This window comes from Nocardia sp. NPDC050713 (assembly GCF_040654315.1).
Classification (GTDB): domain Bacteria; phylum Actinomycetota; class Actinomycetes; order Mycobacteriales; family Mycobacteriaceae; genus Nocardia.
In genome coordinates, this window is record NZ_JBFAHS010000007.1 from 130,942 (window position 1) to 149,063 (window position 18,122).

14 protein-coding genes are annotated in these 18,122 nt (G+C 69.5%); 11 read left to right on the forward strand and 3 right to left on the reverse strand.

What is annotated here, in order from left to right:
* The first annotated feature begins 71 nt into the window (after positions 1-71).
* On the forward strand, positions 72-1,862 hold the full coding sequence (locus tag AB0H49_RS15750; protein WP_357251776.1) for a dynamin family protein: 1,791 nt from the start codon (positions 72-74) through the stop codon (positions 1,860-1,862).
* 46 nt (positions 1,863-1,908) lie between these two features.
* Here the strand turns inward: AB0H49_RS15750 and AB0H49_RS15755 are convergent, their stop codons facing one another.
* Entirely contained in the window at positions 1,909-3,897 is a 1,989-nt protein-coding gene (locus AB0H49_RS15755; RefSeq protein WP_355000785.1) for a glycoside hydrolase family 15 protein, read from the reverse strand.
* 83 nt (positions 3,898-3,980) lie between these two features.
* Between AB0H49_RS15755 and AB0H49_RS15760 the strand changes: the two genes are divergently transcribed.
* A complete protein-coding gene (locus tag AB0H49_RS15760; RefSeq protein WP_357251779.1) occupies positions 3,981-4,247 on the forward strand; it encodes a hypothetical protein in 267 nt (88 codons plus the stop codon).
* A 186-nt stretch (positions 4,248-4,433) separates the two neighbouring features.
* On the opposite strand, the gene AB0H49_RS15765 is transcribed toward AB0H49_RS15760, so the two are convergent.
* The gene (locus AB0H49_RS15765) at positions 4,434-5,495 is read right to left on the reverse strand and encodes a M48 family metallopeptidase (protein WP_355000783.1); all 1,062 of its coding nucleotides are present in this window, start codon (positions 5,493-5,495) and stop codon (positions 4,434-4,436) included.
* Positions 5,496-5,567: 72 nt separating this feature from the next.
* Here AB0H49_RS15765 and AB0H49_RS15770 point away from each other — a divergent pair, with 72 nt between their 5' ends.
* The 8 genes from AB0H49_RS15770 to AB0H49_RS15805 all read left to right on the forward strand — a co-directional run bounded on the left by AB0H49_RS15770 (position 5,568) and on the right by AB0H49_RS15805 (position 14,010).
* Positions 5,568-5,657 carry an Ms4533A family Cys-rich leader peptide gene (locus AB0H49_RS15770; RefSeq protein ID WP_309546086.1) on the forward strand — a complete coding sequence of 30 codons (90 nt, stop codon included), beginning with the start codon at positions 5,568-5,570 and terminating at the stop codon, positions 5,655-5,657.
* Between the two features lie 211 nt (positions 5,658-5,868).
* Positions 5,869-6,915 carry a sulfate ABC transporter substrate-binding protein gene (locus AB0H49_RS15775; protein ID WP_357251783.1) on the forward strand — a complete coding sequence of 349 codons (1,047 nt, stop codon included), beginning with the start codon at positions 5,869-5,871 and terminating at the stop codon, positions 6,913-6,915.
* A 129-nt stretch (positions 6,916-7,044) separates the two neighbouring features.
* On the forward strand, positions 7,045-7,845 hold the full coding sequence (gene cysT, locus AB0H49_RS15780) for a sulfate ABC transporter permease subunit CysT (protein ID WP_355001149.1): 801 nt from the start codon (positions 7,045-7,047) through the stop codon (positions 7,843-7,845).
* Positions 7,842-8,648 (forward strand): sulfate ABC transporter permease subunit CysW, encoded by an 807-nt coding sequence (gene cysW, locus AB0H49_RS15785; protein ID WP_355000781.1) that lies wholly within the window; start codon positions 7,842-7,844, stop codon positions 8,646-8,648. Before cysT ends, cysW begins: the two co-directional genes overlap by 4 nt.
* Positions 8,645-9,640 (forward strand): sulfate ABC transporter ATP-binding protein, encoded by a 996-nt coding sequence (locus AB0H49_RS15790; RefSeq protein WP_357251786.1) that lies wholly within the window; start codon positions 8,645-8,647, stop codon positions 9,638-9,640. Before cysW ends, AB0H49_RS15790 begins: the two co-directional genes overlap by 4 nt.
* 514 nt (positions 9,641-10,154) lie before the next feature.
* Entirely contained in the window at positions 10,155-11,258 is a 1,104-nt protein-coding gene (locus AB0H49_RS15795; RefSeq protein WP_357251789.1) for an Hsp70 family protein, read from the forward strand.
* Between the two features lie 147 nt (positions 11,259-11,405).
* Positions 11,406-12,410, forward strand: a complete 1,005-nt coding sequence (locus AB0H49_RS15800) for a diiron oxygenase (RefSeq protein ID WP_357251792.1) — start codon at positions 11,406-11,408, stop codon at positions 12,408-12,410.
* A 13-nt stretch (positions 12,411-12,423) separates the two neighbouring features.
* The gene (locus AB0H49_RS15805; protein WP_357251795.1) at positions 12,424-14,010 is read left to right on the forward strand and encodes an FAD-dependent oxidoreductase; all 1,587 of its coding nucleotides are present in this window, start codon (positions 12,424-12,426) and stop codon (positions 14,008-14,010) included.
* 196 nt (positions 14,011-14,206) lie between these two features.
* Here AB0H49_RS15805 and AB0H49_RS15810 read toward each other — a convergent pair whose 3' ends face one another.
* A complete protein-coding gene (locus AB0H49_RS15810) occupies positions 14,207-14,968 on the reverse strand; it encodes a glucose 1-dehydrogenase (RefSeq protein ID WP_357251797.1) in 762 nt (253 codons plus the stop codon).
* Between the two features lie 568 nt (positions 14,969-15,536).
* Here AB0H49_RS15810 and AB0H49_RS15815 point away from each other — a divergent pair.
* Positions 15,537-17,837: an Hsp70 family protein gene (locus AB0H49_RS15815; protein ID WP_357251800.1), complete on the forward strand. Its 2,301-nt coding sequence runs from the start codon at positions 15,537-15,539 to the stop codon at positions 17,835-17,837.
* Positions 17,838-18,122: the final 285 nt, after the last annotated feature.

Below are 18,122 nucleotides of genomic sequence, written 5' to 3' on the forward strand. Positions count from 1 at the left end.
ATCAGCGGTCCGGGAGCACGCACGCCGCATTCGTCGAGCGCGAGAACTAGAACGAGGAGTTAGGAGGAGGCTTGTCTGCCGCAGCCGGGCTGGAGTCCGCGACGGTGAAACACCCGGACGCGATGGCGCCGCTCATCCGGGTACTGGACGAACTGCGGGAGATGGCTCGCTCCGCGGGCCGCGACGACCTCGGCGGTCGGCTGAGCATGGTTCGCGCCAGAATCGGCGACCCTCGGGTCCGTCTCGTCGTCGTCGGCGATCCGAAGAACGGCATGAGCACGCTGGTCAACAGCCTGGTCGGGGCACAGGTGAGCGCCACGGAGACCGCGCTGAGCGCACCGGTGATCGTGGAGTACGGCCCCGAGCCGACCGCCACGCTGGTCAGGTCGACCGGGACGGGCCGCACCGAGCGCCAGCCGGTGGACCCGCTGAATCCCGGACCCGCGCTGGCCGCGCACGGTGTGATCCGCGCTGAGTTCACCGAGCCGAGTTCGCTGCTCGCCGACGGCATCGTCCTGATGGACGCGCCGGGCTCCGGCGACGAGCACACCCGCTGGTCGATGATCGCGGCCGCCGACGCGGTGCTCTACGTCGCCGAGGCGTCCGCCGAGCTGAGCCCGGCGCAGCTGGAGTATCTGCAACGGGTGCAGCAGCTCTGTCCGACGGTCATCTGCGTACTCAACAAGATCGACGTGCACCCGCAGTGGTCGCACGTGCAGCAGCGCAACCGCGATCTGCTCGACGCGGCCGGTCTCGGCTTCGCGGTGGCGCCGGTGTCCGCGCTGCTGCACCGCCAGGCGGGCAACTACCAGCGCGATATCGAGTCCGGTGTGCCGCAGCTGGTCGACCACCTACGCGACTACGTGGTGGCGCGCGCCGACGCGGTGGCCCGCGACGCGGCGCTGCGCGACATCCGGCTGGTGGCCGACCATCTCGCGGTCACCCTGTACACCGAGGCCGAGGCGCTGCGCGATCCGCGTCGCCGCGCGCAGATCACCGAGCAGCTGATCGCGGCCCGCGACGAGGCCGACCAGCTGCGCCAGCGCACCGCCAACTGGCAGGTCGCCCTGGCCGACGGCGCCACCGAGCTGATGGCCGATATCGAGCACGACCTGCGCCACCGGCTGCGCAGCCTGGTGCGCGACGCCGAGGCCGAGATCACGCAGACCGATCCGGCGCGCGGCTGGAAGGACTTCGGCGCCGACCTCGACGCGCGCATCTGCGAGGCCGTCGAGGAGAACTTCGTCATGGCGCACTACCGGTCGGTGGAGCTGTGCGAGCAGGTGGCCGCGAAGTTCCCCGCCGACAACCGCACCCCGCCGCTACCGGACCTACGCCTGACCAACCCGGGCGAGGTGCTGGAGGCGGTGGCTCCGCTGGAGTCGCTGGACAGCGCGAAAGCCGGTGTGACCGAACAGGTTCTGTCCGGTCTGCGCGGTTCCTACGGCGGTATCCTGATGGTCGGTCTCGCCACCAGCCTGCTCGGCATGTCGCTGGTGAACTGGTACTCGGCGGGCGCGGGCGTGCTGCTCGGCGTCAACGCGATCTGGGACGACCGCAAGAACCGCAAGCTGCGCCGCCGCGCCGAGGCCAAGGTCGCCGTGGCCAGGCTGATGGACGACGTGATCTTCCAGGTGAGCAAGGAATCGCGAAACCGGTTGCGCGCCATGCAGCGAACGCTGCGCGACCACTTCACCGACATCGCCACCGACACGCTGCGAACGGCCGACGAGGCGCTGCGCGTCGCGGAGGACGCCTACGGCAAGTACGGCGATCGTCGCGAGGACCGCATCGCCGAACTCGACAGCAACCTCGGCAAGCTGCGGGCCGTCCGCGATCGCGCCGACACCCTCGCCGCCTGAGCCGCACTGCCGGGGGAAATGGACCCGGCCGGAGGCGGTGGTCCGCCTACACGGGACTGATCGGCGGGGAGTGCGCGGGCTGGAACTGCCCGGCCGCGCGCTGGTCCTCGGCCCTGATCACGTGGGTGACCGCGTTGATCAGCGCCAGGTGGGTGAATGCCTGCGGGTAGTTGCCCAGGTGCCGTCCGCTGCGCGGGTCGATCTCCTCGGCGTAGAGCCGCAGCGGACTGGCGAAGCCGAGCAGGCGCTCGCACAGGTGCCTGGCCCGCTGTAGTTCTCCGATCTCGACCAGCGCGGAGACCAGCCAGAACGAGCAGATGGTGAAGGTGCCCTCCTCGCCGCTGAGACCGTCGTCGGTGGTCTCGGTGCGATAGCGCAGCACCAAGCCGTTCTCGGTGAGGTGGTCGGCGATGGCCAGCACCGTGGCGCGCACGCGGTGGTCGTCGGGCGGCAGGAAACGGGTCAGCACCACGAGCAGCAGCGAGGCGTCCAGCGTGTCCCCGCCGTAGGTCTGGGTGAAGACGCCGTCGCTGGTCACGCCGTTGGCGAGCACGTCGTCCCGGATCTCCTCGGCGATCGTGTACCACTCGTTGGCGCGCTCGAACTGGCCGTGCAGCTCGGCGAGTTTGCCGCCGCGGTCCAGCGCCACCCAGCACATCACCTTCGAGGAGGTGAAGTGCTGCGGTTCGCCGCGCACCTCCCAGATGCCGCGGTCCGGCTCGCGCCAGTGCGCGATCGCGGCGTTCACCTGCCGCTCGAGCAGCGGCCACAGCGTCTCGGGCACCTGCTGGCGCGACTTCACGTGCAAGTACACCGCGTCCAGCATGGTGCCCCAGATGTCGTGCTGGTTCTGGTTGTACGCGCCGTTGCCGATGCGCACGGGCTGGGCGCCCTCGTAGCCCTTCAGGTGGGCCAGTTCGCTCTCGACGAGCTCGCGTTCCCCGCCGATGCCGTAGAGCACTTGCAGCGGAACGGGTTCGCCGTTCGAACCGGTTGTCGCGTCGTTGAGGAAGCAGAAGAAGTCGTCGGCCTCGCGGTCGAGCCCGAGCGTGTACAGGCCCCACAGCGCGAAGCTGGAGTCGCGGACCCAGCTGAAGCGGTAGTCCCAATTGCGTTCGCCGCCCGGGGTTTCCGGCAACGAGGTGGTGGCCGCCGCCATCAGCGCGCCGGTCGGGGCGTAGGTCAGGCCCTTGAGCGTCAACGCGCTGCGCTGTAAGTAGTTGCGCCACGGATGATCCGGGAATTTTCCGAGCGTGATCCACTGCCGCCAGCACTCGGTGGTCATCCACATCTTCTCGGCCGCTTCTTCGAATGTCTTGGGGGCGGGCAGCTCCGCCCAGGTGAGCGCGACGTAGATCTGGTCGCCCTCGCGCATTCTGGTGCGGGCCCGCGCCTCGCGTCCCTCCAGACCGAGGCGCAGATCGGTGGTGAGCACTAGGTTGGGGCCGGCGCTGGAATCGACGCCCCGGACCGCGGTGGCTTCTTCGTAGACCTTGCCGGTGTACTCCCAGCGCGCGGTGGCGCGGTGGTAGTCGAAGGACGGTTCGCAGCTCATCTCCAGCTCGACCGTGCCGTTCACGCACTTCACCGTGCGCAGCAGCATGTGCTCGGCGTCCCAGTCCATCGGCGTGCGGCGGTGCGTCTTGCTGCGCTGCACGTTGTTGTGCCACGGCCCCAGCACCAGCGCGTCGCGCACGATGAGCCAGCCGGTGTCGGTCTGCCAGGTGGTCTCCAGGATCATGCCGCCCGGCAGGTAGCGGCGCGCGGCGGGCACGTTCACGCCGTACGGGCCGATCCGGAAGTGCCCGGCGCTGCGATCCAGCATCGCGCCGAAGACGCTGGGGGAGTCGGGGCGCGGCACGCACATCCACTCGACCGCGCCGTTGCTCGCGACCAGGCAGTTGGTCTCGCAGTCGGAGAGGAAGGCGTAGTCATCGATGGGCGGATGGGCGCCGCGATGCCTGGACTGGGTGAGCGCGCTGAGCACAGGCAGGTCGTCGGGCTCTTCGACGGTCAGATCATCCGTTGACGCCATACCCCATGATGTGTGCCACCCCCGCCCGCCGTCCACCGAATGCGCCGGTCGGTTGCCCGGCTCGGGCCAGTAGGCTGGTATTCGTGCATCGCGTTGCAGGTTGGTGGGATGGTTTCGAGCTGTGGGTCGCGGGATTGCCGTTCATCCCGCAGTTCCTCGTGGTCCTCGTCGGCATGGTCCCGGTGAGCTTCGCCATCGCGTACCTGCTCGATCGCACGCTGCGCGCCGCGCTTCAGGCGCTCGGGCGCGACAACCGGGTCGCCGACGCCGCGGTGCTCGCCGAGCCCGCCCCGGTCCTGGTCGAGGAGTCGGTCGTCGACCGCAGGCCCGTGCAGAGCGGAGCGCGTTGATGCCGCGCTCCCGGGTCCAACTGGCCCTGCTCGCCCTGCTCGTGCTCGTCGTAGTCGCTTGGTTCTTCACCCGCTGACACTTCCGAGGTCTTTCGACACCTCGCAGACCGTCCGGGCGTACCGCATGCGCGGACTACGTCCGGCTTTGTCGTCCAGATCTGCGAGGCGTGCGAAAGGCCCCGGCGCTCAGTTCTGCCCGTCGCCGTTGCGCCAGTCGGCCAGCCGCTTGCCGATCTTGGACACGGTCTCGCCGACCTCTTGCCCGACCGTGCCGACCGCCGCGCCCACATCGCGGCCGAGGTTGCGCACCGTGCGGACGAGCGCATCCTCGGACTGGTCGAAGTTCTGCCGGTAGGTGCGCGCCGCCTCCTTGATCTCCGCGCTGATGCTGGCGTTCTTGTCGTGCTCGCGGCGCGGGTAGTCGCCCGCCAGCACGCGGTTGTACTCGCCGCTCTGGATCCAGCGGCGCAGTTCGGCGGCGCGCAGCACCGAGAACGGATGCGACTGGAGTTCCAGGTTCAGCAGCTTGAGCACGCCGTCGCGCAGGTCGCCGGAACGCTCGTAGTCGTCGGCCTGGGCCAGGAACGCGCCGTGGTTCATCTCCCGCACCCACGCGCCGCCCGCGGTCTTCATGTGCACTCGCACCGACGCCTCGACGTCCTGACCGCACAGCAGTCCCGCTCGATCGCCGGACAGCTCCGACTTGCGGCTCCATTCCATCAGCGCGGCCACGATGGCGCGCAGCGCCCAGCCGCCGACCGGCATCCAGCCGACGCTGGCGGTGAGGCGCAGCAGGTGCATGAGCATGGTGCGGTACACCGCGTGCCCGGACAGCGCGTGCCCGAGTTCGTGGCCGACCACGAAGCGCAGCTCCTCGGTGTCCATGAGGTCGATGAGCGCGGTGGTCAACACGATGAACGGCCGGTCCATGCCGATCGTGAAGGCGTTCACGTGCGGGCTCTGCAGCACGAACATCTCCGGCGTGGTGCGCGCGTCCAGGATCTCCACGCAGTCCGCGCGCAGGTCGTGCAGCGTGCGGAACTGGCGCTCGTCGACCCGCACCGCGGTGGCCAGGTAGAGCAACCGGTGCTGGCGTTCTTGGAGCAAACCGGACAGGGTCCGCAAGACGGTGTCGAATCCCGCGAGCGAGCGCAGCGCCACCAGGGCGGTGCGGTCGGCGGGATGTTCCCACGCGCGGGTGCTGATGCCGGGCAGCCGCGTGCGGACCCGATCCGGACTGATCGTCATGGGATGAAACCCCCCTCTGTTCAGGAATTCTACGATTCGAACTCGTGCGCTGAGCTCTGCTACAGTCTGCCCGTGTCTTCGAGTGCCGTCCCGCAGGTCCGCCATGAATTGGCGTTGATCGCTGTCGGCAATCTCGCGGTCGCGGACATTCTCTGTCGTTGATCGGTGACCGGGCACGTCCGCGCGTCCCTGCCCCGTAGACTGGCGTGCAATTTTTCGCAGACGTCCCCGACCCCCGCGTCGGCCGTTTCCGGCCGGTAGTCGCGCCACTGCCGCGTTCATCGGCGGCAGGTCTACCACGATCGACACGAAATCTCAGCCCCCGCGGTTCTTTTCGATCCGTGTGGTGGTCCGCAGGAAAGGTCCCACCCCGATGTCTCGCAACACTTGGCTCTCCTCGCGCCGACGCTATGCCGCCGCCGCGCTGACCGCGGTAGCGGCGGTCGTGCTCACCGCCTGCGGCGGCGGAGCCAGCGACACCGTGGGCGGGGGTGGGGCCGACGGCAGCGGCGGCACCCTGAACCTGTACGCCTACGCCGTCCCCAAGCCCGGATTCGACAAGGTCGTGCCCGAGTTCAACAAGACCGAGGCGGGCAAGGGCGTGCAGATCCAGCCGTCCTACGGCGCCTCGGGCGACCAGTCCCGCAAGGTCAAGGACGGCGCCGAGGCCGACATCGTGAACTTCTCGGTGGAGCCCGACATCACCCGTCTCGTCGACGCGGGTCTGGTCGACGCCAACTGGAATGCCGACGCCAACAAGGGAATTCCATTCGGCTCCGTGGTCGCGATCGTGGTGCGCCCCGGCAACCCGAAGGGCATCAAGGACTGGGACGACCTGCTGAAGCCGGGCGTCGAGGTGGTCACCCCCAACCCGTTCAGCTCCGGCTCCGCCAAGTGGAACCTGCTCGCGCCCTATGCGGCCAAGTCCGACGGCGGCAAGAACCCGCAGGCCGGTCTGGACTATCTGAGCCAGCTGGTTTCCCCCGAGCACATCAAGGTGCAGCCCAAGTCCGGCCGGGAAGCCACCGAGACCTTCCTGCAGGGCACCGGTGACGTGCTGCTGAGCTACGAGAACGAGGCCCTCTTCTCCGAGCGCAAGGGCGACCCGATCGAGCACGTCATCCCGCCGACCACGTTCAAGATCGAGAACCCGGTCGCGGTGCTGAAGACCAGCAAGAACCCGGAGAAGGCCGTCGCCTTCCGCGACTTCCTGTTCACCCCCGCCGGTCAGCGCGCCTGGGCCGAGGCCGGTTTCCGTCCGGTCGACCCCGCGGTCGCCAGTGAGTTCGCCAAGGACTTCCCGACCCCGCAGAAGCTGTGGACGATCGACGACCTCGGCGGCTGGAAGACCGTGGACAAGGAACTGTTCGCCCCCGACACCGGCAAGGTCGCGGTCATCTACGACAACGCCACCAAGTAGCTGGGTGACCCACAGCACACGGGATACTGGACGATTGTGACTGACAGCAGTACCGCCGGGACCGAGGCCGCCCCCGGTCCAGGCGTAACCAAAGAACCGGCACGTCCCAGGCGCTCGCCGTGGTCGTGGCTGCGGGTGAGCGGCTCGGTCGGGCCGCTCGGCATCGCGACCACGGTGCTGTGGCTCAGCATCATCGTGCTGCTGCCGCTGGCCGCGCTGACCGTGACCTCCTTCGAGGAAGGCTGGTCCGGCTTCTGGGACGCGGTCACCGCGCCCGCCGCGCTCGACTCGCTACGCATCACCGTCTTCGTCTCGGTGGTCGTCGCGCTGATCAACGTGGTGATGGGCACCCTCATCGCCTGGGTGCTGGTACGCGACGACTTCCCCGGCAAGGGCATCGTCAACGCGCTGATCGACCTGCCGTTCGCGCTGCCGACCATCGTCGCCAGCATCGTGCTGTTGTCGCTGTACGGCCCGCAGAGCCCGATCGACATCCACCTCAACGCGACCCAGCCCGGTCTGGTGGTGGCGCTGGCGTTCGTCACGTTGCCGTTCGTGGTGCGCTCGGTGCAGCCGGTGCTGATGGAGGCCGACCGCGAGGTCGAACAGGCCGCGCTCTCGCTGGGCGCGGACAACTGGACGACGTTTCGCCGGATCGTGCTTCCGACGCTGACGCCCGCCATCATCAGCGGCGGCGGCCTGGCCTTCGCCCGCGCCATCGGCGAGTACGGCTCGGTCGTCCTGATCGGCGGCGCGATCCCGCGCGAGACCGAGATGGCCTCGCAGTACATCCAGAAGCAGATCGAGATCGACCGGCCGGTGAACGCCGCGGCCGTGTCGGTGGCGCTGCTGGCGATCTCGTTCGTGACGCTGCTCGTGCTGCGTCTGCTCGCGGACCGCAGCGCGCGTAAGGAGCAGGCGAGCCGATGAAACCGTCCGCCCTGACCCGCATTTCGTTGCGGACGGTGGCACTGGGCTACCTGTTCGTCCTGCTGCTGCTTCCGCTGATCATCATTCTGTGGCGCACCTTCGAGAACGGCATCGGCGCGTTCCTCGATTCGATCACCACGCCCGCCGCCATCTCGGCCTTCCAGCTGTCGCTGCTCATCGTGGCGATCGTGGTGCCGGTGAACGTGGTCTTCGGTGTGGTCACCGCCATCGCGCTGGTGCGCGGCCGATTCCCCGGCCGCAATCTGGTGCAGGGCATCGTCGACCTGCCGTTCGCGGTCTCGCCGGTCGTCGTCGGCGTCGCGCTGATCCTGTTCTGGGGCGCGGGCGGCTGGCTCGGCGGTATCGAGGACCTGGGCCTGAAGGTCATCTTCAACCTGCCTGGCATGGTGATCGCCACCATCTTCGTGACGCTGCCGTTCGTGGTGCGCGAAGTCGAACCGGTGCTGCACGAGATCGGCGACGACCAGGAGCAGGCCGCGGCCACGCTCGGCGCGTCACGGTGGCAGACGTTCTGGCGGATCACGCTGCCCGCGATCCGGTGGGGCCTGACCTACGGCGTCGTGCTGACCGTCGCGCGTGCGCTCGGCGAGTTCGGCGCGGTCATCATGGTGTCCTCGGCGTTGCCCGGCCAGTCGCTGACGCTGACGCTGCTGGTGCACGGCCGCTACATCAACGACCACAACAGCTTCGGCGCCTACTGCGCCGCGACGCTGCTGATGGGCATGGCCCTCGTCGTTCTTCTGCTCATGACCCTCCTCGAACGCAAGCGGGACGCCAAATGATCACCGTGACCAACGCCCGAAAGAACTACGGCAGCTTCGCCGCGCTGGACGACGTCACCATCGACATCCCGTCCGGCGAGCTGACCGCGCTGCTCGGTCCGTCCGGTTCCGGCAAGTCGACGCTGCTGCGCTCCATCGCCGGGCTGGAGTCGCTGGACGCCGGCATCGTCACGATCGCGGGCAAGGACGTGACCAACGTGGCGCCGCAGAAGCGCGACATCGGCTTCGTCTTCCAGCACTACGCCGCGTTCAAGCACATGACCGTGCGCGACAACGTGGCCTTCGGCCTGAAGATCCGCAAGCGCCCCAAGGCCGAGATCGCGAAGCGGGTCGACGAGCTGCTCGGCATCGTCGGTTTGGACGGCTTCCAGCACCGCTATCCTGCGCAGCTCTCCGGCGGCCAGCGCCAGCGCATGGCTCTCGCCCGCGCGCTCGCGGTGGACCCGCAGGTGCTGCTGCTCGACGAGCCGTTCGGCGCGCTGGACGCCAAGGTCCGCGCCGATCTGCGCACCTGGCTGCGGCGCCTGCACGAGGAGGTCCACGTGACCACCGTGCTGGTGACCCACGACCAGGAGGAGGCGCTCGACGTCGCCGACCGCATCGCGGTGATGAACAAGGGGCGCATCGAACAGATCGGCACCCCCGAGGACGTCTACGACCGGCCGTCCAACGAGTTCGTCATGTCCTTCCTCGGCGATGTCGCGCGCCTGAACGGACATCTGGTGCGCCCGCACGACATTCGCGTCGGCCGCGACTCGAGCATGGCGCTCGCCGCGCACGAGGGCACCGCGGAATCGGCGGGGGTCACCCGCGCGACCGTCGAGCGGGTGGTGCACCTCGGCTTCGAGGTGCGGGTGGAGCTGCGCAACGCGGCCACCGGCGATCACTTCGCCGCGCAGGTCACCCGCGGTGACGCCGAGGCGTTGCGGCTGTCCGAGGGCGAGACGGTGTACGCCCGCGCCACCCGGATCCCGGAGCTGCCCGAAAGCTGATCCCCGCGCGGGGCCGGGTTTTCGCAACCTTCCGCGCGCGTCGCCAGGTTGTGCGGTGCGCGAAGCGTGCGGATGGTGTGGGCGGTAGCGGCGACTCCTTGTCCGGCACGGGCGCACCGGTGAGTCGCGGATACGCCGTGACGGGTATCGGCGTGGGACACGCTGTGCGAGAACGGGTTCGAGGCGGTTCGGACGGTTACCGCGGGCTGCTAGGGCATTGCTGGATCAGCTGTAGCGCGCGGTGAGTTGATCGCGGTTCTGCCGAATCGCCTGTCGCCCGGCAAATGTCGACCGGCGATCGGCGGTTCGGGACACGCCCGGATGTATTCCGTACTACGTGCGTGTCTCAGGGCAGATCGGGCAGGTCGGATGCCATCGGGACCGGGACGGCGGCTAGCACGCGGCAAGCGGCGGGGTGCGGACAACCGGCTGTCCGGTGGTTGGCACGGCGGTCGCGGGGTGGTTGCGTGGTCGGTGTTCGAAGCACATCGGCTCGTCGATCGGGTGAATCGCGATGGCAGTTGGTCTTGGTTTGAGCATCGGCACGGTCAATTCGGTGACCGCGCTGGCGGACACGGCATCGGCAAAAGCGCCGCCGGGTCTGCTCGGACACCGACGGCACCCGCGCCCGACGCCCTCCGTCGCCCGGCGCACCACCTTGACCTTCGACAGCAGCGGCTCGGCGCGCGTCGGCCTGATTCCCCGGCACGGTCGCGCCATCACCGAATTCGCCGATCTCGGCCTGCGCGACGGCACGACGGCCAGGGTCGGGCACCGCACGCTCGCGCCCGCGGATCTCGTCGCGGTGGTCACCGACTGCCTCATCACCGAGGCGATGAACGACCGGAAGGCGGTCGGTGCGGAGGTAGTGCTGACCCACCCGGCGGCCTACGGGGCCGAGGTGCTTGCCGAGCTACGCGGCGCGCTGGACGCGATCGGACTGCATCGCGTCGCGCTTGTCGCCGAGCCGGTCGCCGCGGCGGCTTGGCTGGAGGCGGCGCACGGTCCGCTGATGCCCGGCCTCGCCCTGGTCTACGACCTCGGCGGCGCGAGTCTGGATGTCGCGCTGGTCCGGGTCGGCGCGGGCAGGCCGCGCGATCCGATCGTCGGAGTGCCGTTGCGTTCCGCGGAGTTCGGGGGGCGCGCGTTCGGCGCGCTGCTCGCGGCGCGGGGGAGCGGCGAATCCTCGGTGGCGGGAACCGGTCTCGCCGACCAGTCGCGCGCCGAGCACGCACGCGCGTCGCTCGAGCTGGTCTACCGCTGCCTGAGCACGGCCGACGTCACCATGGCCGACGTCGACTGCGTGCTGGTGGCGGGCGGCGCGGCCCGGCCGCCGGAGGTCGCCGGCGTGCTCGCCGCGGAATTGGCGCGACCGGTGGTGGTCGCGCCCGATCCGGAACGCACGATCGCGGACGGCGCGGCGCTGCTCGCGCGGCAGACGGCGGCGTCCGCCGAGGATGCGGGCGCGCACCGCAGGGCCAAGGGCCTGCTGCGCTCGCGGCGCAAGCCGACCAGGGTGGCGTCGGCCGCGGCGTTGTCCGCGGGCGGTGCCGTGCTCGCTTTCGCGCTGCCCGCAGACGGCGCGGTCGCGGGGCTGGCACCGCTCGGACTGCTCTGACCCTGGTCACAACGGCGGCGGTCGGGTGGATCACCCGGCCGCCGCCGTTTCATGTGGCGCGGAGCGACATCGTGAGTTGACGTCACTCGCCGTAGGTGTAACTATGGGGTACAGGTAATACGTCCCCCGAGGAAGGCAGTGACGACGATGTCGACAGCCGAGAAGCACGCTATCGATCCCGATCTCGAGCAGGCGCAGAAATACGCCGCGAAGCTGCTGCTGCTGTCCGAGGGCTCGGTGAACAAGCACTTCGACCCGTTCGAGGACATCGACTGGGACAACCCCGACTACGCCGCCGACGCGGGCGAAGAGCGCTGGATCCTGCCGCACTCGGCCGACCCGCTCGGCCGCCACCCCTGGTACCTGGCCCTGCCGAAGGATCAGCAGATCGCGCTCGGCAAATACCGCCAGGCCAACGTCGCCAAGGTCGGTCTCCAGTTCGAGTCGATCCTGATCAGCGGCATGGTCATTCACAACTTCGGCCTGCCCAACGGCTCGCCCGAATTCCGGTACTGCTCCCACGAGATGATCGAGGAGCACAACCACACCCTGATGTTCCAGGAGATGGTGAACCGGATCGGCATCGACGTGCCCGGCATGGGCCCGCTGGTGAGCATGTTCAAGTACCTCGCCGCGCCGGTCGCCGCGAAGATGCCGAACCTGTTCTTCATGGCCGTGCTCGCCGGCGAGGAGCCGATCGACCACATCCAGAAGGAGATCCTGCGCTCCGGCGAAGAGGTCCACCCGATCATGCTCGGTGTGATGGCCATCCACGTCGCCGAGGAGGCGCGCCACATCTCCTTCGCGCACGAGTTCCTCAAGAACCACGTGCCCGAGCAGGGCAAGCTCAACCGGTTCGTGCTCTCCCTCGCGATGCCGGTCATCATGTGGATCCTCGGCCGTTCCATCGCGACCCCGCCGAAGACGTTCTTCAAGGAGTTCGACATCCCGGAGAAGGTCCGCAAGGAGCTGTTCTACGGTTCCAAGGAGGCCAAGCAGGTCTTCGCCGACTACTTCGTGGACGTGCGGGCGCTGGCCAAGGACCTCGGCCTGATCAACCCGATCTCCAAGCGGGTGTGGAGGCTGCTCGGCATCGACGGCCCGATGAGCCGCTACCGCTCGGAGCCGCTGCGCGTCGTGCACGCGAGCTGAGCGGCGGTCCACCATGCCCTACGTCGTCACCCAATCTTGTTGCAGCGACGCGTCTTGCGTGTACGCCTGCCCGGTCAACTGCATCCATCCCACGCCCGACGAGCCGGACTTCCGCACGGCGGAGATGCTGTACGTCGACCCGAAGGCCTGCGTGGACTGCGGCGCGTGCGCCACGGCCTGCCCCGTCGACGCCATCACCTCGTCGAAGAAGCTGACCGAGGAGCAGAAGCCCTTCATCGAGATCAACGCCGACTTCTACCGGCAGACCCGGCCGCGCCCGTTGCTGGCCCGGCCGGTGCCCGCCGCGGAGATTCGCGCGGAGCGCGCGCCGCTTCGGGTGGCGATCATCGGTTCGGGCCCGTCGGCGATGTACGCCGCCGACGAACTGCTGACCCAGCCGAACGTGTCCGTCACCGTGTTCGACCGGCTGCCCGTGCCCTACGGTCTGGCCCGGCACGGCGTCGCGCCGGACCACGCCAAGACCAGGCAGGTCAGCAGGCTGTTCGACGTGATCTCGGCGCAGCCCGGCTTCGGTTCGTACCTGAATGTCGAAGTCGGCTCGCACGTGACGCACGAGGAGCTGCTCGGCCACTTCCACGCGGTGATCTACGCTGTCGGCGCGTCCTCGGACCGCAAGCTCGGCGTCCCCGGTGAGGGCCTGCCCGGCAATGTCTCGGCCACCGACTTCGTCGCCTGGTACAACGGTCATCCCGATCACGCCGACGCCCGGTTCGATCTGTCGCAGAAGCGCGCGGTGATCGTCGGCAACGGCAACGTGGCGCTGGACGTGGCCCGCATCCTGGCCAGCGACCCGGAGACGCTGGTCGGCACCGACATCGCGCCGCACGCGCTGCGGGCATTGCGCGAGAGCAAGATCGAAGAGGTGGTCGTGCTCGGCCGCCGCGGTCCGGCCGAATCCGCTTTCACCGTCCCCGAATTCGTGGGTCTGCTCGGCTCCGATGTGGACATCGCGGTCGAGGGCGAGCTGCCGGAGATCACCGCGGAGCTGCCGTACAAGATCGAGCAGAAGCTGCGGCTGCTGCACAGCGTCGCCGATCGCCCGTTCGGCGACCGCAAGCGAATCGTGTTCCGCTACTTGGCCGCTCCCGCCGCAGTGCTCGGCGACGAACGGGTGACCGGTCTGGAGATCGGCCGCAACGAGCTCGTCACCGAGGCCGACGGACGCACCACGGCCGTCGCCACCGGCGAGACCGAGCGGATCGAGGCCGGGCTCGTGCTCACCTCGGTCGGCTACCGCGGCGTGCCGTTGCCCGGGCTGCCCTTCGACGAGCGGGCGGGTGTGATCCCGAACGAGAACGGCCGGGTGCTCGGCGAAGCGGGTGGCGCGGTGCTGTCCGGCGCCTACGTCACCGGCTGGATCAAGCGCGGTCCCACCGGCTTCATCGGCACCAACAAGTCCTGCGCGCAGGAGACCGTGCGGCAGCTTGCCGACGACTACAACGCCGGTCGCCTGCCCGAACCCGCGGGCAGCGCCGCCGATTTCGATCGGTTGGTGCGCGGCCGCAGGCCCGAGGTCGTCGCGGGCGGCAACGTGGTCGCGCAGCCGAAGCCGTTGCGCAGGCTGCTCGCCCGGGTCTGACGGACCGCGGGCTCGGTCGCGCGATGAGGTGCGTCGTACCTTTGCCGCTGCGGCAATGCGCTCGCTGAGGGCGGTCTACGTCCAGCAGCGCCGATCAGGACAGAGCCGATTTCCGTCGAACGCCACGACAATGCGATGTGTATCGTCGTGGCGTTCGGCGTTCGGCGTTCGGCGTTCGGCGTTCGGCGTTCGGCGTTCAGCGTGCGGTGAAACCGCCGTCGATCGCGAGGGCCGCGCCGGTGACGAAGCTCGCCTCCCTGCTCAGCAGATAGGCGCAGAACGAGGCGATCTCGTCCGGTGTGGCAATCCGGCCGAGCGGGTGCAACGCCGCGATGGCCGCCTCGCCTTCGGGTGTGGCGCCCATCGACTGTCGAAACGCCGGGGTGTCGACCGCGCCGGATACCAGCGCGTTCACCCGAACGCCCTGTTCGGCCGACTCCAATGCGACGGCCTTGGTCAGCCCGACGACGCCGTGCTTGGCGGCCACGTACGGCGCCACCGACGCCATGCCGACCACGCCCAGGTTCGACGCGTTGTTCAGGATCGCGCCGCCGCCCGAGGCGACGAGCGCCGGAATCTGGTGGCGCAGGCCGTAGAACACGGCCGTGAGGTTGAGTTCCAGATCCGCGCGCCAGCCGGTCTCGTCGATCTCGGCCACCGGACCGAACGCCCGCACCGCCCCCGCGTTGTTGAACGCCACGTCCAAACGGCCGTATTCGCCGACGGCCGCTTCGGTCAGCCTGGCGACGTCGGCCTCCACCGTGACGTCGGTCGGGACGAACAGCGCTCGGCCGCCCGCCCCGCGGATCTCCTCGGCGACTCGCTCACCGGCGTCCTTGCCGCGCGCGCCGAGCACCACCGCGGCGCCCTCGGCGGCCAGCCGCAGTGCCACCGCTTTGCCTACGCCCGAGCTGGCGCCCGTGATCACCGCGACCTGCTCCGCGAACCGTGTCGACATCTGTGCCCACTTTCCTTCCCGTTCTAGCCTTTTCGCTGTGGCGGACGTTGCCGCCGTAGTCAGTCAACCGAGGGTGCGACGGCATCGCTGGCGGTAATCGGACGCGGCGTTTGATGTGTCATCTATTCGGCCGGGATGCCGCGCTGCGTGAAGTTGATGACTCTGGCTAAGTATTGGTTACCGACCAGTCGGTGTGTGCCGACCGATATGCCTGTCGCGCCCCGATGGTCCGTTTCGGCTAGTTTCCGGTAGCGACACGAAGTCGCTGTGCGGTAGCGGAATCGGGTGTCGCGCAGGCGTTCCCCGGCGTGTCGAGGGGGCTGAATCGTTGCCCGAAGGCCCGATCTACCTGGGCATTCGAGTCATTGTTGCCGAAACCCAAACGTTCCATATCAATTCGGCATCCGGATAGTTCCCCCAGCAGCTAACCTGTGGGGGCTGTTTGGAAGACGACCGCGGCCACACGGCTCGACTGTGTGCTGGACGTGGTCACGGTGCGTTGACGGGATAGCGAATGACTACATGTCTGGGTTTCAGCATCGGTTCAGTGAACTCCATAGCGGCTTCCGTGACCGAAGGTCTGATTCGACCCACGGTGCGCACCAGGCGCACGGCACTCACGTTCGACGACGCGGGCGGCGCCCGAATCGGCGGCATTCCCCAGTTCAGTTCGGCCATCACCGATTTCGCCGACCTGGCGCGCGACCCGGAACCCTTGGTCGTCGGCGGCAGGATCTTCTCCCCGGCGAACCTCGTCGCCGCGGTGGTGACCGGACTGCTGGAGGCGGCCGAGCCGAGCGCGGGCGTGGTGGCCACCTATCCGGCGATCTACACCGACAAACAGCTCGCTCTACTACGCCAGGCGCTCGATCTCAACGGCGCCCGACACGTCATGCTGATACCCGAACCGGTGGCCGCGGCCGAATGGCTCGAATACGAGCAGGGTCCGCTGGAGACCGGCTTCGTCCTCGTCTACGACCTCGGCGGCACCAGCCTCGACGTGTCCGTCGTGCGCGTGGGGCCGGACTGGGACAACCATCCCATCGTCGGAAAACCGCAGCGCTCCTACGATTTCGGTGGTCGCCCGCTCGGCGACATGATCGCGCGGTACGCCCGCACCGGCGTGCCCGCCGCCACGGTGTCGATGACCTCCATCGTCGACGTCGACGGCCTGCGCGCCGAACACATCAGGGATTCCTTCGAGGTGGTGCGCGCGTGCCTGCGCTCCACCGGCCGCAGCCTCTCCGACATCGGACGCGTCCTGGTGGTCGGCGGCGCGTCCCGGCCCGCCGAAGTAGCCGGGACCCTGGCCGAACTCGGCTGTCCGGTGGTGCGGTCGGCCGATCCGGGTCAGGTGATCGCCGTCGGGGCAGCGCGGTTCGCGGCCCGCACCTTCGCCCCGGCGAGCACGGGGGAGCGGCCCGCCCCACGCGTGGCCGTATTCTCCAGCGCCGCCGTGGCTTCGGCGCTCGCCATGTCGGCGGCCACCGTCTTCGGCGGCTCCGGCGACACCGGTCTGCTTCCGGTGCTCGATCGCTTCCCGGCCGCCGCGCCGCTACCCGGCGACGCGCTGCTCTACGAACCCAATGGCGACACCGCCTTCGACCAGGCGGTGCGGCAGGGCCTCCCGGCGCCCGCGGCACAGTACGCCTCCTACGCCTTCTCCGGCGGCGGTTACGGCCGGTTCGTCTCTTCGGTCGGGTACAGCGCGCCGATCGGACCGTCGATCGACGAGTCGCGCGGCGGATCGCACAACGATTCCCGAACCTGCTGCGGGGGCGCGGGGACCCAGTACGCCGACCCCGCCCAGTTCAGCAACCCACTGCCCTTCACCAAGCGCGTGCCGCGGGTGAGCCTCCCGTCGTGGGAGCGGCTGAACCCGTCGCTTCCTGGCGTCGGTCTGCCGTCGGAACCCAACACCAATCCGGCGCCGAATCCGCCCGCTCCGAACCCTTCGACGCCGGTGGATCCCTCGGCCCCGGGCAACACTCAGCCCGGCTCGGGCACACCGTCCACGCCCGGCTCGGGCGGGCCGACCACCGGGGGCTCGACGCCGCCCGGTGGGACCGATACGCCCACGGACGGGTCAGGTTCCGGAGGGACGGACGGGAATTCGTCGCCGGGCGGGGACACTTCCGGCGGCACGGGTGGGGCGTCTTCGGGAGGAACTTCCGGCGGCGACGATGGTGCGGCCGGGGGCGGCACCGGGGGAGCGTCGGACGGCACAGGCGGTGCTGACGGTAGCTCCGGTGGCGCCTCGTCGGGTGGTGCGTCCGGCGGTGGTTCGGACGGCGGTGCGTCCGGTGGTGCTTCGGGCGGCGGTGCGTCCACTGGCGGAGGAGGAGCTTCGTCCGGCGGTGACTCTTCGAGTGGCGGAGCGTCTTCCGGGGGTGGAGCGTCATCGGGCGGTGCGTCGGGTGATGGTGCTTCGGGTGGTGGAGCGTCTTCCGGTGGCGGAGCGTCTTCCAGTGGCGGTGCGTCGTCCGGTGGCGGAACGTCATCGAGTAGCGGTGCTTCGTCCGGCGGTGCTTCCGGTGGCGGTGCGTCTTCCCGCGGCGGCACGTCGTCGGGCGGCGGTACCTCCGCGGGCGGCGGCGCCTCCTCGAGTGGAGGCGCATCCTCCAGCGGCACCTCCTCCTCGGGCCGCTCCGGCGGAATCTCCTCCGGCGGTGTGTCTTCCGGCGGCTCGGGCGGCAGCTCCAGATCCGACTCCAAGCCCGGCGGTTCCGGCCGTTCCGGAGGTGCGGGCGGCGCGGGCGGTTCCGGTGGCGCGAGCGGCGGCTCCAAGGTCGGTGGCGGCTCCAAGGTCGGCGGGGGCGCTGGCGGTTCCGGTGGTGGTGCTGGTGGCGGCGGTGGCGCGCGCCGCTGAGCAGCCAGTGGCCGCCACATCGAGCCCATTGTCGTTGTCCGCGAACGAAGTACCGGTCGGCGGATCCGAGGACGCCGTTGGCGGGGGCGAGGGTTCCAAGCCCGGCGGTCCCGGTGGTGCGGCCGGTTCCGGTGGCGCGGGCGGCGGCTCGAGGTCCCGCTGGCGGCGGGGGAAACTCGCGCCGTTGATCAGCGGGACCCCACGGCCAGGCATTGTCGTTGCCGTCGACAGAAGCCTCGGTGGGTTCGACGCACGCCATCGCACGCGCGTGCGGCCCTGCGGGGC